This window comes from Bacillus sp. D386, from assembly GCF_006346415.1.
In genome coordinates this window covers 25352-51774 of the sequence record NZ_VEMV01000008.1, presented here as the reverse complement: position 1 = coordinate 51774, position 26423 = coordinate 25352, and the positions used below count along the sequence as shown (strand labels likewise).

Genomic DNA, 26423 nt, shown 5'->3' with positions numbered 1-26423 from the left:
CCACCTTTCATCCACCTTTACCCCGGTATAGCCGGTCCATAGGTGCCTCATAGCTCGGCTAGAGCTCAGCTTTCCCCCGGACTTCACCTGCCTTTCACCCACCTTCCACATAATATAGGGAACTTTTTATGACTGCATAAAGGTGGACCAGAAATGCTCATATGCTCTTCCACAAAAAAAGTGCTCAATGAATGAGCACCTTTTAGTCTATGACAACCATTATGATTGTTTTTCAATGAATTTTTTATATAATTCTTTTGAATTATTTGGATAAAAAGAATAGGTAGTATCCGTTTCGATTAGTGGATGATTGCGAGGTGAGTGATTGGAGAATGTGGCATAGCTGCTCCACTGATAATCCTGAGGGTTTGTAACCAATCCTGCTGCAACAGGATTTATATGGATATATTTACTGACATTTAAAAAATCATTTGAGCTATCAACGATTCTGAAATAGTAACTGGCTTGAAATACATGCCCCTGAGATTGGTAGTTATGGTTAAAATACATGGCATATCTTTGTTGAATGGTTTGCATGATTTTGCTTAAAGGAGAATTGGAGGTTTCTAAGAGAAGGTGAAAGTGGTTGTTCATAAGGCAGTACGCATGGAGTTTAAAATCATATTTACTATGGGCTTCAGCAAGAATAATCATGAATCTATGCTTATCGATCATATTATGGAATATTGGCTCCTTTCTAACCCCTCTATTGGTAATGTGATAAATTGAAGTTATTTCAAATTGATTCAGAGTGTTGGACAAGTATTTTTCCTCCTTAATAAGTTAATACATTACTCTTTCGTTCATGGCTGGCAAAATTCCTTTTGGATTGTGAAAAATATAACATAATTTTACGTCCCTCTTTTACATTCTGGTTTGCTGGCTACTTCAAGAAAATCATTTCTTTAGATAAACAGAAAAACCGACCCCACCCCCAGGTGAAATCGGTTTTCAAAGTGTCATTTTTTATGCATTTTAAATTCAAGGAAAAGTTCATTATAATGCGCGAGCATCTTTTTGCCGAGATTATCGTAGACCTCAAGCCGGTCTGTTAGCTCAGCAGGTGGATAGAAGCGTTCATCCCCTGAAACTTCTTCTCCTAAAATTTCTAACGCTGCATTATTTGGTGTGGAATAGCCTACATAGTCTGCGTTTTGAGCAGCATTTTCAGGATCCAGCATGAAGTTAATGAATTGGTGTGCTCCGTCCACATTTTTGGATGTTTTCGGAATAACCATATTATCAAACCAGAGATTAGAGCCTTCTTCCGGCACTACATAATCAATGTTTTCATTATCCCACATAATATCAGCTGCATCACCGGACCAAACCAGCCCGACTGCTGCCTCCTCCTGAGCGAGAAGCATTTTGATCTCATCACCCACGATTGCTTTAATGTTCGGAGTTAATGTATCTAATTTATCCTTAGCTTCCTGCAAATGCTCTTCATTCGTGTCATTTAATGAATAATGAAGGCTATTCAATCCCATTCCAATGACTTCACGAGCACCATCAACAAGCAAGATTTTATTTTCTAATTCTTCGTCCCATAAATCATTCCAGCTTTTGAATTCTTTATTCGGAAGGAGCTTTGTATTATAAGCAATTCCGACTGTTCCCCAAAAATATGGAATGGAATACTTATTTCCCTTATCAAAGGAAAGGTCTAGGAAGCGAGAATCAATGTGCTTTAAATTTGGTATTTTATCGTGATCTATTTCAATCAACAGGTTTTCTTCCTTCATTTTGCTGATTGCATATTCTGAAGGAACAGCTACATCATAGGACGTACCGCCCTGTTCGATTTTCGTCATCATCGCTTCGTTTGAATCGAAGGTTTGGTATATGACTTTAATGCCTGTTTCCTCTTCAAATTTTTCAATTAAATCCGTATCGATATAATCTCCCCAGTTGTAAACCGTTAAGGTATTATCTCCGGCATATCCTTCATGTGCATTTAATCGATTGATCAAATATAAAAGGCCAAATGATACAACCAAAATCAGAATCAGGGTACGGGTTAGCTTGCTCATTCCTTAACCCCCATTCGCGGCTTGGTGCTTCTTTGTGTAATAAAGTAATATCCAATAACCAATAAAATTGTAAATAAGAATAGCAAGGTTGATAATGCATTAATCGTTAACGATATACCTTGACGAGCCATGGAGTAGATTTCTACGGATAGTGTGGAGAATCCATTCCCTGTCACGAAGAAGGTTACGGCAAAATCATCCAGTGAATAGGTCAATGCCATAAAGAAACCAGCAAAAATACCGGATGTGATGTAAGGCAGGATAACCTTTGTCAGCACATTCCACTGGCTCGCCCCCAAGTCACGAGCCGCATCGATCAATGTCGGGCTCATTTCCTGAAGTTTAGGCAATACCATAATTACAACAATCGGAACACTGAAAGCAATATGGGATAAAAGAACGGACATAAAGCCAAGTTTAATCCCAATAATGGTGAACATAATTAAGAAGGAAGCACCAATAATGACATCAGGGCTTACAATCAAAACATTGTTCAAGGAAAGTAATGTATTTTTCGTCCTTCTCTTGCGTACCTCATGTATGGCCAGTGCTCCAAAAACACCAATCACTGTAGAAATTGTAGCTGAAAGCAGAGCAATAACCAGTGTATTCAACACAATAATAAGCAATCGCGTATCGGCGAATACTTCTTTATACCATTGCAGCGTAAAACCATCAAAGCCATGCATTTTTCCGCCGCTGTTAAATGAATAGAACATCAGATAGAAAATTGGTGCATAAAGGATGGCAAACACTAAGATTAGATATAGATTTGATAGCTTAAATTTCTTTTTCATTGTCCATCCCTCACTTTCTTCTGCCTGTCAGAATCATGATTAATGCCATTGCGATAATTAGGAATACCGCTATCGTAGCTCCCATTCCCCAATCTTGCGTAACGAGAAAATGCTGTTCAATTGCTGTTCCCAATGTAATTACTCGGTTACCTGCAATCAAACGAGTAATCATAAACAATGACAGGGCTGGGATAAAGACAGCCTGTGCACCTGATTTCACTCCGTCGAGTGTCAGAGGGAAAATGACACGGCGGAAAGTCATCCATTTGGATGCTCCAAGATCACTGGCTGCATCTACATAGGATTGGTTCATTTCCTCTAGCGCATTGTAAATTGGCAATAGCATAAACGGTATAAATATATAGGTAGAAACAAAGATGAAACTAAAATCAGTAAATAGAATTTGCTTTGTTCCTATTCCAAAAACCTCTAAAAAGGCGTTGGCAGCACCATATGTGCCAAAAATACCAATAAAGGCATATGCTTTTAAAAGTAGATTAATCCAGGTTGGTAAGATAATTAATAAGAGCCATAATTGCTTATGCTTTGTTTTCGTTAATAAAAATGCCGTTGGGTATGCAATTAATAAAGAAATAACTGTAACTAAGAAAGCATACCAAAACGAACTTAATGTCATTTTCAAATAGACTGGTGTAAAGAAGTTGCTGTAATTATCCAACGTGAATTGGCCGTCAATCCCAATAAAGGAGTAATAGACAACCAGGATAATCGGGAATACAACAAACAATGCAATCCAAATAGAGTATGGAATCAGATAGAGAGTTTTCGCTTTATTCTTCATGGCCGGCCTCATTATATGCTTCTAAGCGTTTATCGAATTCTTCTTCCGTTTCCCCCGGCAGCATGACATGAATGGCTTCTTCATCAAAACTCAACCCAATTTCTTCCCCAACAACCGCTTTTTTCGTAGAGTGTACTAGCCACTCATTACCTGCTTCATCAAAACAGCAAATTTCATAGTGAACACCACGGAATAATTGGGAATCAACGCGTACCTGCATTTTTCCTTGTTCGAGTGTAGTAATCTCTAAATCCTCAGGACGGATTACCACTTCTACAGACTCATTTTCTCTGAAACCGCCGTCTACGCAGTCAAAACGTTTATCTGCAAATTCTACTATATAGTCGGCAATCATTCTACCGGGAACAATATTGGATTCTCCGATAAAGTCTGCGACGAATCGGTTAACAGGCTCATCATAGATATCAGTTGGCGTACCGCTTTGCTGAATTCTGCCTTTGTTCAAAACAAAAATCTCATCACTCATCGCCAATGCTTCTTCTTGGTCATGCGTAACAAAGATGAAGGTAATACCAAGGCGGCGTTGAAGCTCACGCAATTCATATTGCATTTCAGTACGAAGCTTTAAATCGAGCGCCGATAAAGGTTCATCAAGTAAGATTACTTCCGGTTCGTTTACAATCGCACGGGCAATGGCTACACGTTGACGCTGTCCACCGGACATTTCTTTAATTTCACGGTTTTCATAACCAGCCAGGTTAACAAAGCGTAATGCTTCTGTCACTTTCTTGGCAATGTCTGCATTTTTCATTTTTTTAATGCGTAAACCAAATGCAACATTTTCAAATACATTTAGATGTGGAAATAGGGCGTAATCCTGGAATACTGTATTTACCTGGCGCTCATTGGCCGGGACATTATTTATTAATTTACCGTTAAAGTAAATCTTTCCTTCAGAGGGCTGCATAAATCCGGCAATTAAGCGGAGAATCGTCGTTTTTCCGCAACCTGATGGTCCTAAGAGTGTATAGAATTTCCCTCTTTCAATTTCAAAGCTAACATCATTTAATACCGCTGGATCGTCATCATATTGCTTCGTGACGTTCTCAAAACGAATAATTGTATGATCATTCATGTTCATTACTCCTTCTTGTGGATATTAATTATAGATAAGAATCCGTCGCTACAAGCAATAATTCTGAAATCCCGTTGAAATCATTAATTATCTGATGTTCTTCGGTTGCGTTAAAATAAATTGCTTCTCCTGCCTTGGCAAAGTATGTCCTTCTGCCGAGTGTTATCATGATTCTCCCTTTTAATACATAGCCAAATGTCTCTGAAAGTGAGGGCTCAAATTTTTTGAACTCTCCCTTTTCCTGCAATGTAAGCAATATGGGTTCCATTTCTTTTTCATTTGATTCTGGAACAAGCCATTGGATTTGATAACCCCGATCTTCATCTATAAAATCTGTCGTATCATTTTTTCCGTATACTACTTTTTGTTCACGTTCTTCCTCATCAAAAAATTGCTTTGGGGTACAGCCGAGAACCTCGAGTATATCGAAGAATGTTTCGATAGATGGTGAACTGAGACCTCTTTCAAGTTGTGAAATATACCCTTTACTTAAATCTGTTCTTTCACCAAGTTCTTCTTGAGTCAGACCTTTTTTTAATCTTAAATTTTTAATTTTGCTTCCGATTTCCATTAACATGGTATGACCTCAATTTCGTTTATTATAAGTAAACTCTAACTAGAGAAAGTTTATTATTATCAAACTTAATGTTTACTACCAAACTCAGATTATTATACAACATTTTTAGGAAACATCAACAAAAATATATAGCAAAATAAGATTTTTAAATTTTATAAAAAATAGGTGCCTATCTTTTCAGGCACCTATACGTCATTCTATTTAATTAGCGGCAATAGATTTGAATAGCATCATGTAAATATCGGGCAAGCCCCGGCTTTGTACTATCGATATTATCAGTAAAACGTTTGTCAGAAATATACATCTCGCCAAGCCCTTTAAATATTTCCGGTGTGCAATTATAAAAATGTTTACAAATATGCATTCGCCATTCATGGACGATTTGTTGAACCTCACTATCCGCAGGATCCCGGTCCATTAATTCAGCTAAAGACTGATAAATTTGTTGTCTTTCTATTTCAATTGCCTTCCAATCATCTGCTTGATAGCCATTTGTTTTTTGCTGGGATTGGCGAAATGCCTCCGTGTCTGCATACTTTTCCTTAACTTCTTTTTCATACTTTTTTAGATGTGCTTCAACTCTACTCATATCAAATGGCTCGAACATATCCTGCCTTGACATTTTCCTTCCTCCTTTAATTGCCTGGGCGGTCTGATCTATGGATTGAATAATTTTCTCCAGCCGCTTCTGCTTTTCCTCCAGAACCTTTTTATGTTTCATCAAGGAATCCAAGTGGTCAAATTGGGGATCATCCAGAATAGCTTTGATCTTATTTAGCGGTAAGTCCATTTCTTTAAAAAATAATATTTGCTGAAGGCGTGCTAAATTTCCCTCATTATATAAACGATATCCATTCTCCTCAATATGAGCTGGTTTTAACAGATCAATTTCATCATAATAATGTAAAGTTCTAACACTGACTCCAGCAAGCTCGGAGACTTCCTTTATCTTATACACCTCTCACACCCCTCCCTTCCTATATCGTAAATGATGACGTAACGTTAGAGTCAAAGCATTTTAGATATTTTAATGAGATTAGCGAACGTCAACATCCATATTGAGTTTATTCCCTTCCAGCAAGGGAATGTGAATAGATAGGGATATAACCATTTTTAATGAGGAGGTTTTTTTATGAATAAAGACATGTACCAAGTCTGTATAGATGCCTGTATTGAATGTATAGATGCTTGTAATGTATGTTTCGATGCTTGCTTAGAAGAGGATCACATGAAGATGATGGCAGATTGCATCCGCCTGGATCGAGAATGCGCGGACATTTGTGCATTGGCGGTTAAATCAATGCAATCTAACAGTCCTTTTGCAAAAGAAATCTGTAATCTTTGTGCAGTGATTTGTAAAGCTTGCGGCGAGGAATGTCAAAAGCACGATCATGACCATTGCCAAAAATGTGCCGGGGCTTGCTTCAAATGCGCTGATGCTTGTCTCAGCATGACTGCCTAAATCAATATGGCAGGAGTTTATTTTCTTATATTTAGCAAAAGGCCGCAACAGATATTACTAAACCTGTTGCGGCCGCTTTTTACTTCCCAAAAAGTAATTGAAGAATTCGCTCCCCTGCTCTTCTATTTTCTCCTTTGTAAGGATAACAATGAATATGGATCGCAGGATTAAAATTAAGTTCGATAATTCCATAATTTTGTTCACTGACATTGGCAGTCGGATCATCAATCATCATATCGACTCCACAGATTGTAGCACCAGCAGCTTTTGCAGCTTGAATGGCCAATTCCTTATAGCTCCCTGATATAGCATCAGTAAGATCTAGACTATCCCCGCCAGTGCTGATATTAGAATTCTCTCTTAAATAAACAAGCTCTCCTTCCGCCGGGATATAATCGAAATCCTTTCCCTGTCCCTTTAGGAAAAGTGCTTCACTTTCCCCTAACTGAATCTTCTCCAAGGGTGTTTTATAGCCCTTTCCCCGTAAAGGATCTTTATTTTTCGCTGTAACCAATTCAGCAATACTGGATTGTCCATCACCTTTCACATTGGCTGGGACACGATGAAGGATCCCTGTCACTTCATCTCCCATTACAAGAAACCGATATTCCTTTCCACTGAGGAATTCCTCAACCAACACAGTACGATCATGAAGAAAAGCCATCCCTAATGCTTTTTCATAGTCCTCTTTTGAAAATGAATCTTTGAAAATCGTAATTCCCAAACCAAAATTTGTTGATTTCGGCTTGATTACAATTTGCTTGGCCTTATATTTCTCATAATCCATAACTGCTTCCTCTAGTGATTGATAGGCCCCTCCATTCGGAACTCTCATCCCAGCATTTCGAAGAATCTTCTTCGTAACAAGCTTATTCTCCATAACCAAAACAGTACTGTATGAATCGAGCGATGTTTTGGTCGCCTGCTTCACATACTCTGTTTTCTTCCCATCAGATAAAGCAATAAAGTTTTCATCTCGATCAACAATCTCGATTCCTATTCCTCTTTTAATAGCATCTTTAATTAAAATTTGCGTTGAAAGCTCCATATCCTCATATCCCAATAAAGTGAATGAATGTTTTTCACTTTCGTGTAAATAATCAAAAGAATGTTTCATATGAAACAATTCGTAGGATGACTGCTTTATACCTTCCTTTATTCTTGCTGCATAAGAGAGTTCCGGATCAATTAGCATATTTTCAACTTCGACCAGTATATGGATGTATTTATCAGCTAGAGATAATTCTCGTGCCATTTCCTTCATTCCAGCTATGATGGATAAATAATTCAAATCGGTCTTTTCCTCTTCTTCAAGCAGAAGCATATACAAAATAAATAAGTGAATGAAATAGAGATTCTCTTTACTTGTACCGATTTTAAACAGAGGGTTCAAATCTAACAACCGAATCTCAATATATTGAATCCCTTTATCTAAAAGACCTTGCAGGGGATCTTCACCAGCACCTGCCTTCAAGCGGAGCGTATGATAATATTCTTTTGCGCTCAACAATTCATGTTTCTGAATCAAATTGTGAATATCCTCAACATATTCTTCAACTGATTGATAGGAAACCTGGTAGTCCTTTCGATTTTTATAACCACATACGCTGTTTCTAAATGAATGAACTTGAGGGAGATAATAACTTCCTTGATTTAATTGCTCTGCCCTTAAGACGCAGTCTTGGTTATAAGTATTATGAAACACTGGACTGGCCCCAGTCACATCAACCAATAAATCTCGATAGCGGTTAAAATTACGGCTGATTTTTAAATAAATATCATTTTTAAACTCTTTATATGTTTTATGGCTGGATTGTTCATCATACAATACGTGCAATAGTTCGTCAGAGAACGAGAAATTGTAATGGATACCGCTTATTAATTGCTTTTTTCTTCCGTATTTCTGTGCAAGTTTATATCGGTACTCGGTCTCCTGATCGTTTTCCAGCTTGGCGATTGGAATCAAGCATTCATCGGGAAGAATAGGAGGATTACTGCCTGGCCATAAGTATTCTCCTTGCTTAGATAATTCTAAACTCACAATATCATGTATATTTTCCAGAAACTCAAACGCCTCATCAATCGTCGGGAACACCGGAGTCACCATCTCTATCTGAGACTCAGAAAAGTCGGTTGTAATGTACGGGTGCTTTGCTCTGTCACCGAATGAAGACGGGTGTGGTGTTAAAGCTAATGTCCCATTTTTATGAACCCTATTATTTTCTTTTTCAAGGCCAAAATTTCCCCTAAACAATGTTTCCGATAGGTGTTTTTCTTTCATGAGCTTTAGAAGTCTATGGTCTATATTTGTCATATATGTACTCTCCTTACCAACCGTTCTTATGCGTGCATTCTTGCTGTCTTATTTTTTATTTTTCGCAATGTAAACATAAACCAAATTACCAATACAACACCCTTCAAAAGACTGCTGATTGCGATACTCATCCATACCCCATTTAATCCAAATGGAACGGAAAGAAGGATGGCCATCGGGATTCTGAGCACTGTAAAGGTGATACTAAAAATAGGCGGAATATAGGTTTTCCCCAACCCATTAAATGCTCCGACTGTTAAAAGCTCCATACACATAAATACCTGCGAGTATCCAAGGATTCTCATATAGTCTGCTCCGAGTTTTATACTATCAGGCTCACTGATAAAAATAGAAAAAAGCTGCTCTGGAAACAGGATAAATAGTAGTGACGTAAGTAAACCGAACCCTATGGTCATAGCCAATGCTATTTTATACCCTGCATGGATTCGGTCCATTTTGTTTGCACCATAGTTTTGTCCAATAAAGGCGGCAATCGCACCCTGCAGCCCCCCAATAGTCATATAGGAAATCGACTCAATTTGGATACCAACTTTTTGAACAGCAATCGCCTCTGCTCCCCATTGCACAATAATCTTTGCAATAATGATGGATATGCCGATGAATACTACTCTTTGGACTGTAATTGGAATCCCCATTTTAATTACTTCTATCATCTTACGTCCATTCCAATTTGTATGGCTCCCTAATGATATGAATCGTTTAGAATTAAACCAGAAAAGGAGCGTAACAATAATGTTTGCTGTTAATGTTGCAAGCGCAGCTCCAACAACCCCCATTCCAGGTATAAATCCGATCCCAAAAATTAAAAAAGGATCCAAGATCATGTTAACGAGAAAACCAATAGTGTAGACGCGAAATGGCGTTTTACTGTTTCCCATACTATTTAAAATCATACTGTACAGTAAATTTATAATAGAAAATATAACACCAATCATAGAGATGACTAAAAATTGCACAGCCATTCTCTCCACCTGAGAATCGCCCAGCTCAAAGAAGCCAATAAATGAATCTTTATAGATAAATACAACAAGCGTATATAAAATAGCCAGGATCAGTGACATGATAAACCCGTTTTTTATGTATTCTGCCGCTTCCTCTTTTTTGTTCGCCCCCATACAATGAGCGATTTTGACTCCGCTCCCAATCGAGACCATTGTTGCAAGAGCCAGCGCCAAATTAACGAAGAAACTTGCCGTACCTATGGCAGCAACTGGACCGCTGCCAAGCTTGCCAACCCAAATCATATCGACCATTCCATATGTGGTTTGAATAAAATTTGTTGCTATTATAGGAACGGAAAGCTTCAGAAGAGATGAGGAGATTGCATTTTCTGTTAAGTTATAAGCACCCTTCATCTTGTTTCCCCCTATCTTTTTTACTGCTTACGTAAAAAGCTGATAATTGACTCCAGCCTTTCTTCGCATAATCGATAAATTGTATATTTCCCCTCTCTTCTTCCTTTAATAACTCCGCCTTTTTCCATAATTTTAATATGATGGCTGACCGTGGAATTAGGAAGCGAAAGAGCTGTAACAATTTCACATTTACATAAATCTTCAATTAATAATAATGACAGAATCTCCAGGCGAGTAGAATCACCAAGTGCCTTAAACATTTCTGCTAGCTCCAGTAATGATTGTTCATTATGAACGGCTGGTAGCTGTTGTTTACCTTCTTCGCATATACAGCGCATTCGATGATCTGTTTTCATGACCCAAGACATTTACATTCCCCTCCTCTTCACATAACCATAAAACTAGTTTTATGGTTATATTATACTTCATTATTTTAATAATGGAAATTTTTAAGTTACACTTATAAGAGATCTAGTAGATTGGAGGAGATAGAATGAATTGTAAAATAAATCGGAATGCCGCCAAAGAATTAAAAAAATTATTGAGTACAGAGGAAGCCGACGGGAAAATGATTCGTGTAGTGATTTCCCATATGCATGGCGACCATGCTCACTATGATATTGAATTGAGTACACCAACTGAGCATGACGAAATTGTTAAGACTGATAAGGATATTGATGTCTTGCTTGATAAGCGAGAAGAATTCCTGGATGGAGTGTGGATTAAGTACTTCCATCTACCTGAACCAGGTTTTGAAATAACAAACCCTCATAAAGGCGGACATGGACACCATCATTAAAATATTCAATGTAGAGGCAGCCGTTCAATCGGTTGCCTCTTTTACGTATAATTGGTAGTTAATTGGTTCATATTAACAGATGAGTTCTTCAAATTTAAATATAAGGAGTCGACTGATTAATGGGCATTTTAAGTGGAAATCCGCAAAAAGAACCAATGCATTATGGTGAGGTATTTGCTGTATGGTCACAATTAATGGGTGCACAGGCCATGATTCCTGGCTTTCAAACCCTTAAAAACCATACTGGTGATGATGATTTAAAAGATTTATTAGATGACATGATCGCCAATGCTAGATCAGATGTAAAACAACTGCAGGAATTACTAAAACATAATGGTATTGCTCTGCCGCCTGCACCACCTGAAAAACCGGAAAGCCAAATCGAGGCTATTCCTCCTGGTGCACGGTTTACAGATCAAGAGGTTTCTGGACTTGTATCGGCTGATATTGCTGCTGGACTCGTTGCCTGTGCTCAGGCAATGGCTCAATGTATTCGTGAAGACATCGGCTTAATGTTTGGACAATTCCATATGAAAAAGGCACAATTCGGGGCCGCATTATTAAAAATAAACAAAGAAAAAGGCTGGTTAGTTCCGCCTCCTCTTCATGTTGTAACGACAACTGACTAATAAATTCATTAAGAAAGAAGAGAAGCCTGCATGTATTATTACAAAGAAGAGCTAATCAATATAATTAAACCAGATAAGCCAGATCCTGCTGCTGCTAAAGTCTTACAGGAGACCTTAGGCGGTCAATTTGGTGAAATGCGCACAATGATGCAATTTTTCTTTCAGAGTAACAATTTCAGGGGCAAAGACACTCAGTATAAGGATTTGCTTCGAGGGATCTTTTTAGAAGAAATCAGTCATGTCGAGCTTGTTCAGAACACCATTAATCAACTATTAAATGATTCTGGCCTTTCTTCACAACCTGGTGATGGTGGCTCAGATGGAGCTCCTCTAGATGAAGCAATCAAACATGCCAATCCACACCATTATATTATGGGAGCTCAGTCATCTCTTCCAGTAGATGCAGGCGGCAATCCATGGAATGGCTCATGGGTTTATGACCATGGTAATTTAATTGCTAATCTGCTGAATAATTTGATGCTCGAATCAACAGGTGTACTTCAGAAAACAAGAATATATGAAATGAGTAATAATCAAACGTTTCGTGAGACTCTCGGGTTTTTAATTGTCCGGGATAATGCTCATCAAAATGCTTTTGCTAAAGCACTTGAAACCTTAGGTGTGGATTGGGGCAAAATTTTCCCTGTTCCAAATTATGATATAAATAAATATCCTGAATGCAAAAAGTTCGTGGATATGGGCTTCCATAATGCTCAGTTTAACTTCCGATTAGATCCAACTAGAATCGCCGAAGTTTTCCAGGGACAAACACCGAGCAGAAACGGTGGAACCTTGTCAGTCACTCCTCCACCGCAAGGATTCCCTGTTCCACAGCTACCGGAAATGCCAAACGAGCACGCTCCAGGGATAAGCGATTTAAATAGATAAAAGGAATGCAGCTTCCAAATGGAAGCTGTATTTTTTTAATCAATCGATTAATTAAAAATTCCAAATATTTTGTTTACATATTGATTAATCTTTGGATAGAATGAACATTATAGTGCCAACATACCGGGATAAAAAGGGGGGGTAGATTGAGATGCTTAAGAAGTGGGTTATGGGAGTTTTCATAATTTCCCTATTCTGCAGTTTAATAGGATGCAGAGGCCAATTGAGACAGGATGTTTTAATTATGGGATCAATAAAGGAATATAGTGATAGAAGTGTTATTTTATCACTTTCAAGTACACTTCATGAAAATTCTATTCTCCATGTGACCTTAAAAGAAAACGGCAGTGACCAAATCGCATGGGAAGGTGAAACAAAAGTCAAAGAAGACGGCTACATAAAATATGAATTCAAACGCCCTAAAATTTCAGAGCAGTATAAACTTGAAGTCCTCTTTGTACCTGATAAACAACCCGCTTCTGTAAAAGAGATATATGGAGAATCTGGAGAGTATATCAGAGAAGACAGTCTGGGATACAGGTCTTATACATATGACGGAAAAAAAGTGGACGGGATTGTTATGTATGGAATTTTGACAACCTTTGATAAAGAAACAGATGGCAAAAGCCAACACAAGTCATGGGAGTTGGTCTCAGATTTTGCCAATATAGAAAGCATGTTGGAGTAGGTGAATATACATATGAAACAGTTTAAAAAAATTTCTGCCCATTTATTAGATTTTATATTAACCATTCTGGCTATAAACCTTATTATTCTTTTTTTTAGTTCTTTATGGGTATGGAATAATGCAGATCCATCCATTAGCTGGTGGAAGGCTTTCTCAAACCAGGCCAAGGATATTTATGAGGCATTTTTATTTATCGATCAAATTCAAATCATGGTAGACTATAGTTTTTCTCAAGGAATACCGAAATTTTCACTGTTCTGGGTCAGTCTCAAAGACCCGTTTATTTATTCACTTCTTATTTTAGGAGGCACTTTACTAGCAACATTTATTGCCGCTCTATTATTTGAAGTATTCCATTACTTTTCACCAAGAATCCTTCAGAATTTTTTTCGTGAAATTGCCTTCTTTATTCAGTCTATCCCAGATGTCATCATGATCTTCGCGATTCAATTATTTTCAATATGGATTTTCAAAAAAACAGGCTTGCTCATTCTGGATCCCGTTGCTTTAGGAGAAGATCATGTCTACCTTCTACCTATTATCGCTCTATCTATCTTGCCGATTTTTATGCTATTCCAAATGATTGATTTATCTGTCAGTGAAGAGCAACAAAAGATGTATGTGGAATATGCTTATGCAAAGGGCTTGTCCAAAAGAGAGATATTTTTCAAACATATCCTTCGCAACACGACAATCACTATTTTTTCAAATCTGCAATATCTACTGTGGTTCATCATCTCAAGCCTGCTCATTCTGGAGCGCTTATTAAATATGGATGGACTATTCTCCTTTATAAACGGGCTGGACATCAAGTTTATAGCTGTAGGATTGACCTTCTTATTTATCCCCTTCTATTTATTAGATATATGGGGGAAAACGATTGTAAAACGAGTGATGGGCGGTGAACACGGATGATAAAAAAATTACTTAAAAATCCTTCTTTTATGATTGGTTTTCTATTTTTATTCATCCTTATTGTAACCAGCCTTCTCTATCCCGCTTGGATTAAACCGCATCTCGAGCCTCCGCCTGAGCTTATTTATGAAGATGGAAAACTTGTTGATCAACCGGCTTATCCAACAAGCTTAACGCATCCCTTCGGTGTAGACAGACTTGGTCAGGATACATTTTGGAACGTAATTGAAGGAGCTAAATATACATTATTCATTGCTGTATTAATTGGACTTTTGCGGATGTTTTTAGGAATGGGAAGTGGAATCTTATATGGATTGTATCATCAGCGTTTCAACTGGGTAATAGAACCTTTGACTCGAGCATTTCGTTTTATTCCAACCATATTGATTGCCATGATGTTTTTTATATCTGAAAGTGGAATAGATGTGATTTTTCAGCAATGCTTAATGCTTTCATTGATTACCTTTCTTCCTTTAACCTCCGTAATAGGAGATGAACTTCGGTATTACTTAAAAAATGAATTCATCGATGCATCCCGTCTGTTGGGAGGATCTAAATGGTGGATTGTAAAGGTCCATATTAGGCATCATTTAAGATCAAGGTTGATTGTCATTTTTCTTCAGCAAATCGCCCAATCATTAGTGCTGCTAGTTCAGCTAGGCGCTTTTATGTGCGTGATTGGGGGTTATGAAACAATAGACCTTAGTGCTCCAATGAGTGATCCTTATAATGTTGCCACCTCTCTTTCACATGAATGGTCCGGGATGATCGGTCTCTCCTATCATGAACTGCGTTACAATAAATGGATTGTCCTTGGCCCATCACTTGGTTTTATACTTAGCTTGTTTTCTCTGAACCTCATGCTGAGAGGAATTCAAAGCGTGCTGGCAGACCGCTCTCTTATCCACAAAACAAAGGAGCAGGCTCATCCGGTAAAAATCGAGCAAGATGGCTTCCAACTGGTAACCCCCATCAATTAATATAGATGTAAAGGCCCCCTTTTTCACATAGCTGAAAAAGGGGTTTTCTATTGTACTTATAAAATAAACAGGGAAAATAAATACATTAAGATCATGCTGATGAGGATACATAAATTTGAGACCGTACCTATCATCATTGTCGTTCGATATTTAAATTCATGGGCATACGGTATAACAGCGAGGCCAATTGGCAGGACTAAACCGAGTAGTATCGTGTATTTAAACATATCATCAACTGGAAGAACAAAATATAATGAAATACCGACCAGCAATGCAAAGCCATATCGGAATGATAAGTATTTTATAATTGGGCGTATATACTGTTTTTTAAAAGAAAATTTCAAATATATTCCGAGCAGCAATAAGGCCAGTGGCATATTCGCTTTAGATATGATTGTTGCTACTTCTAAAAGCGCCGATGGAAGCTGGATATGACCAAAATTCAAGACACTCATAACAATGTATGTCATTAAAGGAATGGACTTACCAAATTTCATAAGGATGGCGCGCCCCTCCAGCTTCATTCCATTTTCAGAAAAATAACTTCCTACTATATAGGCCAATCCAAATACAATAAAAGAATTACCAACATCAAACATACCAAAATACAGTAATCCCTCTGTGCCCCAAAAGGCCTCAACAAGCGGAAAGGCGAACAGTCCGACATTATATCCTGAGGCAAGCATCATAAAAGTTCCTTTAATCTCACGTGTCTCATTCCTAAACACAAAATAGGCCACTATTGTAGAAAGAATCCCGTAAAGAATAACAATAAGAGTGATTCCCAATAAAGATACCGTTATAGTGGAGGTTTGCAGGGATACAATGACTAGGGATGGCAAGGTGATGTTAAAGATGATTCTCGAAATTACCTCTCCATCAGATTCCTTTAGAATTCCAGTCCTTTTTAGAAGGTAACCGAGTGCAATAATGATGACAATATATAAAAATTCCTGATTCAACGAGTTCCCTCCTTTACACTATTATTAATTCTATCACTACTATTCTTACAAAAAAGAATGCCCCTCAATTCCACCCGTTTCCACGAAACGGGAATCTTTTCCATACGGCGGTTTCACTAGATAGTATGTACATTAGCTTATCTCGTAGGTATGGATAATTTGTTCCAAGCACACTTATTGCAAGTAATATTCGAAAAAGATGTTTATCATCTTCTTGATATATTTTTTATCCATATCTAAAAAGGCAGTCAACAGGACCGCTATTTTTTACATTGAAAATGAGAAAACACTAAGTTCCACCCCTCCTGATCCTCAGCGTTTCTGATGACCGGCTTAAACCCGAGTTTAAGATAAATATGGATAGCAGTCAGACTCGTTGTCTGGGTTTTCAGATAGGCTTCATTATGGAAAGAGCTCAGAATTTCGAGTGCCTTTATTACAAGGGGTTTACCTAATTTCCTTCCCTGATATTCAGGCAGTATTTCAACCCAATGTAGCCTGCCAGTTTGTTTACCGTTAAAATCGCCAAACCAGGCAGCAGCGGTTCCCACCGGTTTTCCTTCGTCTGTCTCAAGAATGATTACCCTTTTTTTCGCCTCTATCCTATATGGCATAAATTCAGACTCAAACCGTTTCAGAGCGGATTTCATATTGGTAAACTCCTTTGTAGCCGTATTGATTTCAGCCCAATATTGTTCATCACCTTCTCTGAACAGTCGAAAATTAAAACCGCTTGGTAAGATAGCTTCTGGTATATCTCTTAATGTAGCACTCATATAAAGTGAAATATTTTTCATACAAAATCAACTCCTCTCTCAACAGATTACAACGCAGGATAATATTTAATTAATTATCCTAAACATGATTAGCTCAACTGTGTAAAATAGAATTGGATAGTAACTCGTATATTTATTACAGGAGGTCTTGATTACATATGTTACAGGCTATCAAAGGACGTTTAGTCGTTTCATGCCAAGCACTTGAAGATGAACCGCTGCACAGCCCAATGATTATGGGGAAAATGGCGCTTGCTGCCATGCAGGGGGGGGCTGGCGGAATACGCGCCAACTCACATGATGACATCGTTGCAATCAAACAGGAGGTCCCCTTACCTGTTATAGGAATTGTGAAGCGTGAATATCCTGATTCACCTGTCTATATCACTCCGACGCTCCGAGAGGTAAGCGATATTGTATCTGCCGGAGCAGATATGATCGCGATGGATGCAACTTATCGTCCCAGACCATCTAATGTGGAACTTGAATTTTTTGTCCAATCTCTTCGCCTGCACTTCCCTAATCAATTACTTATGGCTGACATCTCCACTCTGGGCGAAGCAATTGAAGCAGAACGAATTGGATTTGATTGTATATCAACCACACTAGTTGGTTATACACCTTATTCAAAGGGGAAATTCATTTATAATGATGACTTCAAATTATTGCGGGATCTTGTATCAACCGTCAAAATCCCAGTCATTGCAGAAGGAAATATTCTAACTCCTGAAATGGCTAAGCGCTGTTTAGAGGTTGGTGCCCATTCTGTTGTTGTAGGCGGTGCAATAACAAGACCTCAGCAAATCACAAAGCGATTCACAGAAAAAATGAAAGCGTAAGAGGATATTCCCCTTACGCTTCTCTTTATGGATGTGACACAATCAAGGAAAGATTCCCCTCAAGTTCAAAATTACCTGTACCCGATGGAAGAATAAAGTGAGCACCTTTTTCTAACGGATAAGTCTCCTCATTCATTCTAAGAGCCCCTTCTCCATCAATAACACTAAAAAGCATAAAGGGCTGATTCTGGTCAAATGAAGATAATCCACTAATATCCCATTTATAAACTGAGAAAAACTCCGTTTCCACAAACGTAGTCAATTCTGCCCCTGGCAATACGGTCTTGGAAACCTGCACTTCTGCATCCTGATGCGGCACCATACTCACATCAATTGATTTTTCAATATGCAACTCTCGTTTTTGTCCGTTTTGGTCCGTGCGGTCGTAGTCATATACACGGTAGGTTGTATCTGAGCTCTGCTGTGTTTCAAGTACAAGCGTCCCTTCACATAAAGCATGGACCGTTCCACTTGGAACATAGAAGAAATCTCCTGGCTTTATGGAAACGCGACGCAGTAAATGATTCCACTCGCCCTTCTCAATCATGGAAGCAAACTCTTCCTTGGATTGCGCGGTATGCCCGTAAATCATTTCAGCGCCATCCTTACAATCAATGATATACCAGCATTCTGTTTTGCCAAGTTCACCATTTTCATGAATGTTTGCATATTCATCATTCGGATGAACCTGCACGGATAAATCTGCATTGGCATCTAATATTTTTGTTAACAGAGGGAACACATTCCCTTCCATCTCACCAAATAAATGGCGTTCCTCATTCCACAATTCGATTAAAGTCTTGCCTGCATAAGGGCCATTTTCGATAATGGACGGGCCGTTTTTATGACCGGATATCGCCCAGCATTCACCTGTATGTTCAGATGGAATCTCATAGCCAAATTTAGTTTTCAGCTCTGTTCCACCCCAAATTCTCTCCTGAAAGACAGGTTTTAAAAAAAGAGGTTCTGTCATTGATGTAATACCTCCAATACGGGATTAATATGTATATTATTTACTATAATTCAAGAGAGAACCCCTGTCTAATCTCTTTTTTATAAAAAATTACTGGTTAAAAAGAAAAGCTGAACCAGTACGATTCAGCCTACCTGATATTTCTCTCCTTATGACACTCTTCCTATGATTCATTTTATTTTACGACTCCGCACGCCAACCGATCACCGGCATCGCCTGTTGGCTGAGTTTTTCCGTCATCTGGATTTTCATGTATAATCAAGGCGGTTCCATCAGAATCTACTAAAGCAGCATCGGCCCCTTTAGATAGTGACACATTTTCTGCGTTTACCGTCACATTAACGGACCCATCCTCACCCACTTCCAAATTAGGAAGATCGCCGGCATGCGGACCATCCTCGTGCTCCATGCCATGCTTCGCATCAGTTGGATTAAAATGACTGCCTGCAGTCTCAAAACTAGGTGCCTCACACTTTCCTGTTTCATGAAAATGGAATCCATGCAGTCCTGGCGGCAGTCCATCTGCTTTCAGTTCTATCACTACTCCCTTCGCTACCTCACTAAGCTCTGCTGTTCCAATATTCTCTTCTTTATTATTGTATATATCTATCACTTTACTCTCTACCTTATCCGAGCCACTATTCTTTGTATCATTCGTTGTTTGCTCGGCTACGTCTTTATTGCAGGCTACCAATAAAATTAGTATGAACAGTACGAAGAACATCCCTTTTTTCTTTAACATAGATCGCTTCCTCCTTTTGTATCTCCATACCATCCATTCCCAAAAATAAACAATTATTTTTAAAAATGTGTCCTAAGTCCTGAAAACAACTGTTAAATAACATTGATGTATATATTTTCTTGTACAGTTCTGTAATGAAGTCTACCCTTACCTTTTAACTTACCAGTCCTAAATATACTATCTTAAATGCTCGGTTTCTCAAATTTCCTCTTTTCTGAACATTTGTGTTAAAATGTGTTTATTGTGCCATTAATACCCTTAGCTGTTAAATTTGCCTCTCCGTGGTAATACCTCTATTGTTTTGTTAATTCTGTCTAAAAGGATTTAGTTAGTTTATTACATAGCTAACTACTCATATTTCTTGCTCTCTCTTTCTATCCGCACTCTTTTAATATTCCTCTTTATGATAGATAGGAAGTAAGAATTTCAACACGAAACGCTTTTATCCTAAAAAACATCCAAAGAAGGGAGCTAACTATATGAAAACATCTAAACTTAAATTTTCATTAGCTACTCAAATTTTAATCGGCTTAGTATTAGGAATTATTGTTGGTGCAATTTTTTATGAGAACACAACTGCACAAACGTACCTACAGCCGCTTGGAGATATTTTCCTCAATTTAATTAAAATGATTGTCGTACCTATCATTATCTCAAGTATTATTGTTGCTATAGCTGGCGTTGGAGACATAAAAGCAGTCGGGAAACTTGGTGGTAAATCGTTACTTTACTTTGTATGTGTAACTATGGTAGCCATTGTTGTCGGACTAGTATCCGCAAATATTTTCCAGCCCGGAAAAGGCGTAAACATGGAAAATTTGGAGCAAACGGATATATCCAGCTATGTTGGGTCTGCTGAAGCTAAGGAAGATCAATCTATTATTGATATGATCGTTCATATTGTCCCAGCCAACCCATTTGAAGCATTTGTTACAACAGATATGCTTGCTATTATCTTCTTCTCTGTCCTTTTTGGACTTGGTGTTGCTGCTGTAGGTGATAAAGCAAAGCCTGTTTATAACTTCTTTGATGGCGTGGCCCAGATTATGTTTTATATAACTAACCTCATTATGAAATTTGCACCGATTGGTGTATTTGGATTAATTGGTGTTACAATTTCTAAATTTGGATTGGAATCTCTTATCCCCTTAGGTAAGTTAGTTATAACGGTCTATGGAACGATGATTTTCTTTGTGATCATTATTTTAGGATTAATTGCCAAGGCAGTCGGCTACAGTATTTTCAGATTGTTTAAAGTGTTAAAAGCCGAACTAATCCTTGCTTTCTCTACAGCAAGCTCTGAAGCCGTTTTACCTAGAATCATGGATAAGATGGAACAAGAGGGCTGTCCAAAGCATATTGCTACCTTTGTTATTCCAACAGGTTATTCCTTTAACCTGGATGGTTCTACTCTTTATCAAGCCTTAGCAGCACTGTTTATTGCACAAATGTACAATATTGATTTATCCATAATGGAGCAAGTAACTCTAATGCTTGTGTTAATGATTACCTCTAAAGGTATAGCAGGCGTACCCGGAGTCTCCTTCGTTGTCTTATTAGCTACCCTAGGTACTGTAGGTATTCCAGTTGAAGGTTTAGCGTTCATCGCTGGTATTGACCGTATCCTTGATATGGGTAGAACGGTTGTAAACGTACTGGGTAATGCTCTTGCATCAGTGGTAATCTCCAAATCAGAAAAAGCATTCTCCCCTCCTGCTGAATCACAGCAAGAAGCAATTTAATAGAATAAGTTGAAACAGCCTGGACTGATTAAACGTCCAGGCTGTTTTTTGGAGTTCATAAACTGAAACTGCTGTTAAAATTGGTATAGACAGAATAGCCAAATCCGCACCTCCAAAGATTCACTATAAATGAGAGTATATCTACCCTGCAAATGGCGGAAGCAAAACTTCTTGTTTATAAATCTACTGGATAAAAAATCCCCCCAACAATGTCTCTATACCTCTCTATATAAAAATGAATAGGAATTTACTGTATCCATTGTCTTATTCTTTCTAACAGTGATATTGACCTATAAAATTTAGTAGCTAGACAACAAACTCTAGGTATCCCTCCAAAATAACCAAATTTTCGACAATCCTATATCTTAAAGTTCTGCTAACTAAGTAAATATAATATACTTATAGATGGTTAATGATTACAAAACTAGAAAGGGTTGGGGATATTTGAAAAGAATAAGTCAGTTAATTGTCATGATGCTAGTACTCTCACTTTTGATTCAGCTACCCGGGGAAACGAAAGCTGCTTCGAAAACGATTGTCAATCCGAATAAGACGTATACATACACACAAATGGGGAAAGACATTACAACCTTAAAGAAAGCTTACCCGGATTTGGTACAAGTAAAGACAATTGGTGCATCTGAATACGGCAGAAAAATATATGCTGTAGGTCTTGGAAAGGGAAGTACCAATGTTTTTATCAATGGTTCCCATCATGCTCGTGAATGGCTGACGACCAGCTTAAATATGTACATGATTGAAAAATATGCAGCGGCCTATAAGGGCAATAAAAAAATCAGCGGATACAACGCAAAAAGTCTTCTTAATTCCTCCACTATTTGGTTTGTTCCAATGGTGAATCCTGATGGAGTAACTCTTCAGCAACAAGGTTTAAAGGCATTTCCTAAGAGCACTCATAAAGCAATTATCAAAATGAATAATGGAAGCAAAAACTTTAAACGATGGAAGGCAAATGCCAAAGGGATTGATTTAAATAGACAATATAAGGCAGATTGGGGTAAAATCAAAAACTCTCCGAAATCTCCAAGCTACAAGAACTATAAAGGGAAAGCACCTGAATCAACGAAGGAAGTAAAGGCTGTTGTAAAATTTGTTAATCAAATTAATCCAGAAATGACTGTTGCCTATCATAGCAGCGGCCGTATTCTGTATTGGAATTATAAACAAAGTAAAACCAATTATAATAGAGATCATGTATACGCTAAGAAGATTGGCAAAATGACAGGCTACTCATTGGTGTATCCAGGCAAAAACCCTTCAGGCGGTGGATTTTCGGATTGGTTTATCAGTACTAAAAAAAGGCCTAGCTTTACACCTGAGATTGGGAAACCTGCAGGTGAAACAAACCTACCCGTGTCACAGTTTTCTCAGATTTGGAAAGAAAATCAGGGAGTAGGCCTATACGTTGCACAGGAGAGCATAAAGCTAAAAGACGCACGGGATAAAAAGTCGGCAGCCACATTGAAAAAAGACTCCGCTGCTAAATTAAAAACGGCTAAGAAACTCGAAAAATACTATTATACTGACATTAAGAGTACCTCTAACCTAAAAATAACAGACGCTCACCAGAAGCTCTATAATACAGTGACAAAGGATATTAAAGCCCTGCAATCTAAAGTAAATAAACTGCCAAGCAAGCATACGAAATCAATTAAGGCAGATATCACCGCCATGAAAACATATACATCACGTTCATTGACCTTTATGAATGCGGTCAAATATGGATCCACTCTTCAAACTGCTGACAAAGCAGTAGTCAAAATGATAAATGATGGTATAGTAAGCTCAAAATTACCTGATTCACATAAAAAATTAAACCAAACTATTACGCAAATGCAGAAAAAAGTGACCCCGCTTTATGGCAAAGGTGCTCGTACTCTGTTTACACAGAAATATGTTACACCAGCAAAACGTACGGCTGAAGACACTAAATATGATGTGGAACGCTATAACTTACTCGTTTTAATAGAAGGACAAGTGAAGGAAAATAAGTTTACGGACGCCCAAAAGAACTTAAACAAGCTGCCTGCACTTGAGAAAAAATCCATAGATTTAAAGAAAAAGAATCTAAGTAAGTACCCAACTTATATGAAATGGGAAAATAACTTTAAAGTTAAAATAGCTGAATTACAGAAAGAAGTAACAGACGCTCTCACCAAGGCAGAAGAAGCTGCCAAAAAAGCTGAAGATCAAAAAAGAATGGAACAAGAAAAAGAGAAGGCTGCAAAAGAGTTAAAAGAGCAGCAAGCCAAAGAGAATGAAAAAGCCAAACAACAAGTGAGAGAAAAACAAAAAGCTAATCAATTAAACAACGAAAAGAACAGATCATCATTTGACCAACAGAAGCCTGCCCAACCGAACTCTAAACCAAACTCACCGCACAATGGTGGCACTCCAAGGCAGATTGTAAACAACTAATAATACAAAAAAACAGGTAGCTGTCTGAACAAAGCTCCCGATTGTTAAACAATTGGAGACGCCGTTCATCTTCTACCTGTTTTTTTAATGTTTTATCAAACAGTCTCTTTCCCAAATTGAATTCTATGCAGGTTTGCAAATATCCCATTTTGATTCAGCAATTCTTCATATGACCCATCTTCAGCTATCCCATCCTCAGTTACAACAATCAGACGGTCGGCATTACGAATGGTTGCCAGGCGATGTGCGATTACTAACGTAGTACGGTTCGCTGCCAATTCATTTAACGATTGCTGAATGATTCTTTCCGTTTCCGTATCTAAGGCAGATGTAGCCTCATCTAAAATAAGGATTGGCGGATTTTTTAAAAACATACGTGCAATTGCAAGCCTCTGTTTCTGCCCTCCAGATAACTTCAACCCCCGCTCGCCAATCTGCGTATAGTATCCATCCGGCAGCTGTTCAATCATCTTTTCCAAATGAGCTTTTCGGGCCGCTTCTACAATTTCCTCAAATGAGGCATCCAGTTTCCCATAAGCAATATTCTCGCGAATGGTTCCTGTGAATAAAAAAACATCCTGCTGTACAATTCCAATATGTTTACGGAGTGACTCAGTTGTCATATCGCGAATGTCCATTCCATCTATTTTAATAGACCCTGCATCCACGTCATAAAAACGTGGGATAAGTGAGCATATCGTGGTTTTTCCGGCACCGGATGGACCAACAAATGCAGTTGTTTCTCCTGCCTTTAAATCAAGATTGACATCGTGTAAGACTGGTTTGGATTCATCATAGCTGAAATCAACATGACTGAAGGAAATATCCCCCTTCAAACCACTTACTGAGATGGCATTTTCTTTATTTTGTATATCTGGCTCCTGTTCAATAAGCTCGCGAAAACGCTTGAAGCCTGCCATTCCTTTTGGATATAGCTCAAGCAGTGCACTGATTTTATCAACAGGCTTAATTAATACATTCGTATATAATACGAAGCTTATCAACTCTCCATAAGATAATGTTCCATTAAAGCTGAGCCAGGCTCCTACTACAAGAACCAACAATGTCAGCATCCTTGTTATCATATAAATAGAAGAATGTGTCCACGACATCACCTTGTATGCAACAAGCTTGGCAGAACGGAATAACCTGTTATTCAATTCAAAGCGATCCATTTCAAACGCTTCATTAGTAAACGATTGAACAACGCGCACACCTGCTACACTGTCTTCCACCCGAGCATTTACATCAGCAATACTTCCGTACATATTCTTCCATGCTGCGTTCATTTTCATATTGCTGAATGTCACCAGCCATATTAAAAATGGAATTAGAATAACCGCCACGATCGCTAAAGTAGGATTAATATTAAACATGATGGCAAAGGCACCGAAGAATGTCATAATTGCGATGAAAAGATCCTCAGGTCCATGGTGGGCAAATTCACCAATATCAAATAAATCATTTGTCACTCGGCTCATTATGTGGCCGGTTTTTGTGTTGTCAAAAAATCGAAATGATTGCCGCTGAACGTGATTAAAGAGCTCCTGTCGCATGTCTGTTTCAATATTTATTCCTAGCTTATGCCCCAAATAGTTCACAATAAATTGCAGGAATGTACTCAGTAAATAAACAGCTAATAATAAAATGCTGACCGTCACGACCATGCTCCAATTTCCTGTCGGCAGCAATTCATCAACAAACCATTGGACTGCCATCGGAAAAGCCAACTCCAGCAACGCAACTATAATGGCACTAGTAAAGTCAATCAAAAATAGCCGCTTATGCGGTTTATAATATGAAAAAAATTTCCCCAGCATCCTTTTATTCCTCTCTTTTCTAGTCTCAACTCATCCATTATATCAATATCTCTCAAATATAAATGCGAATTCTGTTTTAAAAAGGAATAGATTTACTTATTCTTCAATACAATTCGAATATCCTATAACTCTCAATCTTTTAAATACACTTTTAAATTAATAAAATAGTTCAAAGCATATTGGTATAAACATAGAAATTTATGAACCGAATTGTTGACTCTATTAGGCTTACAGACTTACTAATACATTTCAATTTCCTCAAAAAGGATTCTTTTTTTCAACTATTTACAAACACGTTACATTTGAATTAAAGACTCAATTTAGCGTTTTTACTATACTCACGTTGGAAATATACAGAGTATACAACAAAACAATTAAAATAAACCCAAAGGAGCGATTTATTATGGCAGACAAAATGTCTAGAGAAGAAGCAGGACGCAAAGGCGGAAAAGCTACATCTAAAAAGCAAGACAAAGAATTCTACCAAGAAATTGGCAAAAAAGGCGGAGAAGCTACTTCGAAAAACCATGATAAAGAATTCTACCAAGAAATTGGACAAAAAGGCGGAGAGGCTACTTCCGAAAATCATGATAAAGAATTCTACCAAGAAATCGGACAAAAAGGTGGAGAATCCACTTCTGATAATCATGATAAAGAGTTTTACCAAGAAATCGGTAAAAAGGGCGGAGAAGCTACTTCCGATAACCATGATAAAGAGTTCTACCGCGAGATCGGCAAAAAAGGCGGAGAAGCACGCAATAACGATTAATATGA

Annotated in this window: 26 protein-coding genes; 11 read left to right on the top strand and 15 right to left on the bottom strand. The window is 38.0% G+C overall.

The window, feature by feature from the left end:
• Positions 1-219: 219 nt before the first annotated feature.
• The 7 genes from FHY45_RS20130 to FHY45_RS20100 form a co-directional block, all read right to left on the bottom strand.
• Complete coding sequence (locus FHY45_RS20130; RefSeq protein WP_180350024.1) at positions 220-762, bottom strand: REP-associated tyrosine transposase; 543 nt, start codon at positions 760-762, stop codon at positions 220-222.
• Between the two features lie 197 nt (positions 763-959).
• The gene (locus FHY45_RS20125) at positions 960-2033 is read right to left on the bottom strand and encodes an ABC transporter substrate-binding protein (protein WP_139892865.1); all 1074 of its coding nucleotides are present in this window, start codon (positions 2031-2033) and stop codon (positions 960-962) included.
• Positions 2030-2830: an ABC transporter permease gene (locus FHY45_RS20120; protein WP_066102542.1), complete on the bottom strand. Its 801-nt coding sequence runs from the start codon at positions 2828-2830 to the stop codon at positions 2030-2032. The genes FHY45_RS20125 and FHY45_RS20120 overlap by 4 nt, the downstream gene beginning before the upstream one ends.
• A gap of 10 nt (positions 2831-2840) precedes the next feature.
• On the bottom strand, positions 2841-3632 hold the full coding sequence (locus FHY45_RS20115; protein WP_066102545.1) for an ABC transporter permease: 792 nt from the start codon (positions 3630-3632) through the stop codon (positions 2841-2843).
• Complete coding sequence (locus tag FHY45_RS20110) at positions 3622-4728, bottom strand: ABC transporter ATP-binding protein (RefSeq protein WP_066102548.1); 1107 nt, start codon at positions 4726-4728, stop codon at positions 3622-3624. Before FHY45_RS20110 ends, FHY45_RS20115 begins: the two co-directional genes overlap by 11 nt.
• Before the next feature lie 28 nt (positions 4729-4756).
• Positions 4757-5299 carry a helix-turn-helix domain-containing protein gene (locus tag FHY45_RS20105; protein ID WP_066102679.1) on the bottom strand — a complete coding sequence of 181 codons (543 nt, stop codon included), beginning with the start codon at positions 5297-5299 and terminating at the stop codon, positions 4757-4759.
• Between the two features lie 211 nt (positions 5300-5510).
• Positions 5511-6263 carry a MerR family transcriptional regulator gene (locus FHY45_RS20100; protein WP_139892864.1) on the bottom strand — a complete coding sequence of 251 codons (753 nt, stop codon included), beginning with the start codon at positions 6261-6263 and terminating at the stop codon, positions 5511-5513.
• Between the two features lie 174 nt (positions 6264-6437).
• Here FHY45_RS20100 and FHY45_RS20095 point away from each other — a divergent pair, with 174 nt between their 5' ends.
• Complete coding sequence (locus tag FHY45_RS20095) at positions 6438-6767, top strand: four-helix bundle copper-binding protein (protein WP_066102553.1); 330 nt, start codon at positions 6438-6440, stop codon at positions 6765-6767.
• A gap of 79 nt (positions 6768-6846) precedes the next feature.
• Here FHY45_RS20095 and gshAB read toward each other — a convergent pair whose 3' ends face one another.
• From gshAB to FHY45_RS20080, 3 genes are read right to left on the bottom strand one after another with little or no spacing between them, the layout of a single operon-like run.
• On the bottom strand, positions 6847-9081 hold the full coding sequence (gshAB, locus tag FHY45_RS20090) for a bifunctional glutamate--cysteine ligase GshA/glutathione synthetase GshB (protein WP_066102556.1): 2235 nt from the start codon (positions 9079-9081) through the stop codon (positions 6847-6849).
• Between the two features lie 26 nt (positions 9082-9107).
• On the bottom strand, positions 9108-10457 hold the full coding sequence (locus FHY45_RS20085) for an MATE family efflux transporter (RefSeq protein ID WP_139892863.1): 1350 nt from the start codon (positions 10455-10457) through the stop codon (positions 9108-9110).
• A 20-nt stretch (positions 10458-10477) separates the two neighbouring features.
• Positions 10478-10825: an ArsR/SmtB family transcription factor gene (locus FHY45_RS20080; RefSeq protein WP_066102562.1), complete on the bottom strand. Its 348-nt coding sequence runs from the start codon at positions 10823-10825 to the stop codon at positions 10478-10480.
• Between the two features lie 125 nt (positions 10826-10950).
• Here FHY45_RS20080 and FHY45_RS20075 point away from each other — a divergent pair, with 125 nt between their 5' ends.
• From FHY45_RS20075 to FHY45_RS20050, 6 genes are all read left to right on the top strand, one after another.
• Complete coding sequence (locus FHY45_RS20075) at positions 10951-11256, top strand: iron-sulfur cluster assembly accessory protein (RefSeq protein WP_066102565.1); 306 nt, start codon at positions 10951-10953, stop codon at positions 11254-11256.
• 119 nt (positions 11257-11375) lie between these two features.
• Positions 11376-11885, top strand: a complete 510-nt coding sequence (locus tag FHY45_RS20070) for a DUF3231 family protein (RefSeq protein ID WP_066102568.1) — start codon at positions 11376-11378, stop codon at positions 11883-11885.
• A gap of 30 nt (positions 11886-11915) precedes the next feature.
• Positions 11916-12773: a manganese catalase family protein gene (locus FHY45_RS20065; RefSeq protein WP_066102570.1), complete on the top strand. Its 858-nt coding sequence runs from the start codon at positions 11916-11918 to the stop codon at positions 12771-12773.
• Positions 12774-13017: 244 nt separating this feature from the next.
• A complete protein-coding gene (locus FHY45_RS20060) occupies positions 13018-13461 on the top strand; it encodes a hypothetical protein (RefSeq protein ID WP_139892862.1) in 444 nt (147 codons plus the stop codon).
• A gap of 12 nt (positions 13462-13473) precedes the next feature.
• On the top strand, positions 13474-14376 hold the full coding sequence (locus FHY45_RS20055; RefSeq protein ID WP_139892861.1) for an ABC transporter permease subunit: 903 nt from the start codon (positions 13474-13476) through the stop codon (positions 14374-14376).
• Entirely contained in the window at positions 14373-15356 is a 984-nt protein-coding gene (locus tag FHY45_RS20050; RefSeq protein ID WP_139892860.1) for an ABC transporter permease, read from the top strand. The genes FHY45_RS20055 and FHY45_RS20050 overlap by 4 nt, the downstream gene beginning before the upstream one ends.
• A 56-nt stretch (positions 15357-15412) precedes the next feature.
• Here the strand turns inward: FHY45_RS20050 and FHY45_RS20045 are convergent, their stop codons facing one another.
• Positions 15413-16318 carry an AEC family transporter gene (locus FHY45_RS20045; protein WP_139892859.1) on the bottom strand — a complete coding sequence of 302 codons (906 nt, stop codon included), beginning with the start codon at positions 16316-16318 and terminating at the stop codon, positions 15413-15415.
• Positions 16319-16578: 260 nt separating this feature from the next.
• Positions 16579-17115, bottom strand: coding sequence for a GNAT family N-acetyltransferase (locus FHY45_RS20040; protein ID WP_066102583.1), 537 nt, complete (start codon positions 17113-17115; stop codon positions 16579-16581).
• Positions 17116-17252: 137 nt separating this feature from the next.
• On the opposite strand from FHY45_RS20040, the gene FHY45_RS20035 reads away from it, so the two are divergent.
• Positions 17253-17933, top strand: coding sequence for an N-acetylmannosamine-6-phosphate 2-epimerase (locus tag FHY45_RS20035; protein WP_066102587.1), 681 nt, complete (start codon positions 17253-17255; stop codon positions 17931-17933).
• A 25-nt stretch (positions 17934-17958) separates the two neighbouring features.
• On the opposite strand, the gene manA is transcribed toward FHY45_RS20035, so the two are convergent.
• Both manA and FHY45_RS20025 read right to left on the bottom strand, forming a co-directional pair.
• The gene (manA, locus tag FHY45_RS20030) at positions 17959-18906 is read right to left on the bottom strand and encodes a mannose-6-phosphate isomerase, class I (protein WP_066102591.1); all 948 of its coding nucleotides are present in this window, start codon (positions 18904-18906) and stop codon (positions 17959-17961) included.
• A gap of 175 nt (positions 18907-19081) precedes the next feature.
• The gene (locus tag FHY45_RS20025) at positions 19082-19648 is read right to left on the bottom strand and encodes a superoxide dismutase family protein (protein WP_066102594.1); all 567 of its coding nucleotides are present in this window, start codon (positions 19646-19648) and stop codon (positions 19082-19084) included.
• Between the two features lie 479 nt (positions 19649-20127).
• Here FHY45_RS20025 and FHY45_RS20020 point away from each other — a divergent pair, with 479 nt between their 5' ends.
• Positions 20128-21390 carry a cation:dicarboxylate symporter family transporter gene (locus tag FHY45_RS20020; protein WP_066102597.1) on the top strand — a complete coding sequence of 421 codons (1263 nt, stop codon included), beginning with the start codon at positions 20128-20130 and terminating at the stop codon, positions 21388-21390.
• 444 nt (positions 21391-21834) lie between these two features.
• A complete protein-coding gene (locus FHY45_RS20015) occupies positions 21835-23829 on the top strand; it encodes a M14 family zinc carboxypeptidase (RefSeq protein ID WP_257469204.1) in 1995 nt (664 codons plus the stop codon).
• A gap of 95 nt (positions 23830-23924) precedes the next feature.
• Here the strand turns inward: FHY45_RS20015 and FHY45_RS20010 are convergent, their stop codons facing one another.
• Positions 23925-25649, bottom strand: a complete 1725-nt coding sequence (locus FHY45_RS20010; protein ID WP_139892857.1) for an ABC transporter ATP-binding protein — start codon at positions 25647-25649, stop codon at positions 23925-23927.
• A 403-nt stretch (positions 25650-26052) separates the two neighbouring features.
• On the opposite strand from FHY45_RS20010, the gene gsiB reads away from it, so the two are divergent.
• Positions 26053-26418 carry a glucose starvation-inducible protein GsiB gene (gene gsiB / locus FHY45_RS20005; protein WP_066102606.1) on the top strand — a complete coding sequence of 122 codons (366 nt, stop codon included), beginning with the start codon at positions 26053-26055 and terminating at the stop codon, positions 26416-26418.
• Positions 26419-26423 lie beyond the last annotated feature (5 nt).

Bases quoted from the DNA above. Each gene is read 5' to 3' on its own strand.
- FHY45_RS20065 (WP_066102570.1), top strand. From the start codon at position 11,916: ATGTATTATTACAAAGAAGAGCTAATCAATATAATTAAACCAGATAAG.
- FHY45_RS20055 (WP_139892861.1), top strand. From the start codon at position 13,474: ATGAAACAGTTTAAAAAAATTTCTGCCCATTTATTAGATTTTATATTA.
- FHY45_RS20040 (WP_066102583.1), bottom strand. From the start codon at position 17,115: ATGAAAAATATTTCACTTTATATGAGTGCTACATTAAGAGATATACCA.
- FHY45_RS20125 (WP_139892865.1), bottom strand. From the start codon at position 2,033: ATGAGCAAGCTAACCCGTACCCTGATTCTGATTTTGGTTGTATCATTT.
- FHY45_RS20020 (WP_066102597.1), top strand. From the start codon at position 20,128: ATGAAAACATCTAAACTTAAATTTTCATTAGCTACTCAAATTTTAATC.
- FHY45_RS20035 (WP_066102587.1), top strand. From the start codon at position 17,253: ATGTTACAGGCTATCAAAGGACGTTTAGTCGTTTCATGCCAAGCACTT.
- FHY45_RS20075 (WP_066102565.1), top strand. From the start codon at position 10,951: ATGAATTGTAAAATAAATCGGAATGCCGCCAAAGAATTAAAAAAATTA.
- FHY45_RS20110 (WP_066102548.1), bottom strand. From the start codon at position 4,728: ATGAATGATCATACAATTATTCGTTTTGAGAACGTCACGAAGCAATAT.
- FHY45_RS20025 (WP_066102594.1), bottom strand. From the start codon at position 19,648: ATGTTAAAGAAAAAAGGGATGTTCTTCGTACTGTTCATACTAATTTTA.
- FHY45_RS20115 (WP_066102545.1), bottom strand. From the start codon at position 3,632: ATGAAGAATAAAGCGAAAACTCTCTATCTGATTCCATACTCTATTTGG.
- FHY45_RS20070 (WP_066102568.1), top strand. From the start codon at position 11,376: ATGGGCATTTTAAGTGGAAATCCGCAAAAAGAACCAATGCATTATGGT.
- gshAB (WP_066102556.1), bottom strand. From the start codon at position 9,081: ATGACAAATATAGACCATAGACTTCTAAAGCTCATGAAAGAAAAACAC.
- FHY45_RS20060 (WP_139892862.1), top strand. From the start codon at position 13,018: ATGGGATCAATAAAGGAATATAGTGATAGAAGTGTTATTTTATCACTT.
- gsiB (WP_066102606.1), top strand. From the start codon at position 26,053: ATGGCAGACAAAATGTCTAGAGAAGAAGCAGGACGCAAAGGCGGAAAA.
- FHY45_RS20010 (WP_139892857.1), bottom strand. From the start codon at position 25,649: ATGCTGGGGAAATTTTTTTCATATTATAAACCGCATAAGCGGCTATTT.
- FHY45_RS20080 (WP_066102562.1), bottom strand. From the start codon at position 10,825: ATGTCTTGGGTCATGAAAACAGATCATCGAATGCGCTGTATATGCGAA.
- FHY45_RS20050 (WP_139892860.1), top strand. From the start codon at position 14,373: ATGATAAAAAAATTACTTAAAAATCCTTCTTTTATGATTGGTTTTCTA.
- FHY45_RS20095 (WP_066102553.1), top strand. From the start codon at position 6,438: ATGAATAAAGACATGTACCAAGTCTGTATAGATGCCTGTATTGAATGT.
- manA (WP_066102591.1), bottom strand. From the start codon at position 18,906: ATGACAGAACCTCTTTTTTTAAAACCTGTCTTTCAGGAGAGAATTTGG.
- FHY45_RS20085 (WP_139892863.1), bottom strand. From the start codon at position 10,457: ATGAAGGGTGCTTATAACTTAACAGAAAATGCAATCTCCTCATCTCTT.
- FHY45_RS20105 (WP_066102679.1), bottom strand. From the start codon at position 5,299: ATGGAAATCGGAAGCAAAATTAAAAATTTAAGATTAAAAAAAGGTCTG.
- FHY45_RS20120 (WP_066102542.1), bottom strand. From the start codon at position 2,830: ATGAAAAAGAAATTTAAGCTATCAAATCTATATCTAATCTTAGTGTTT.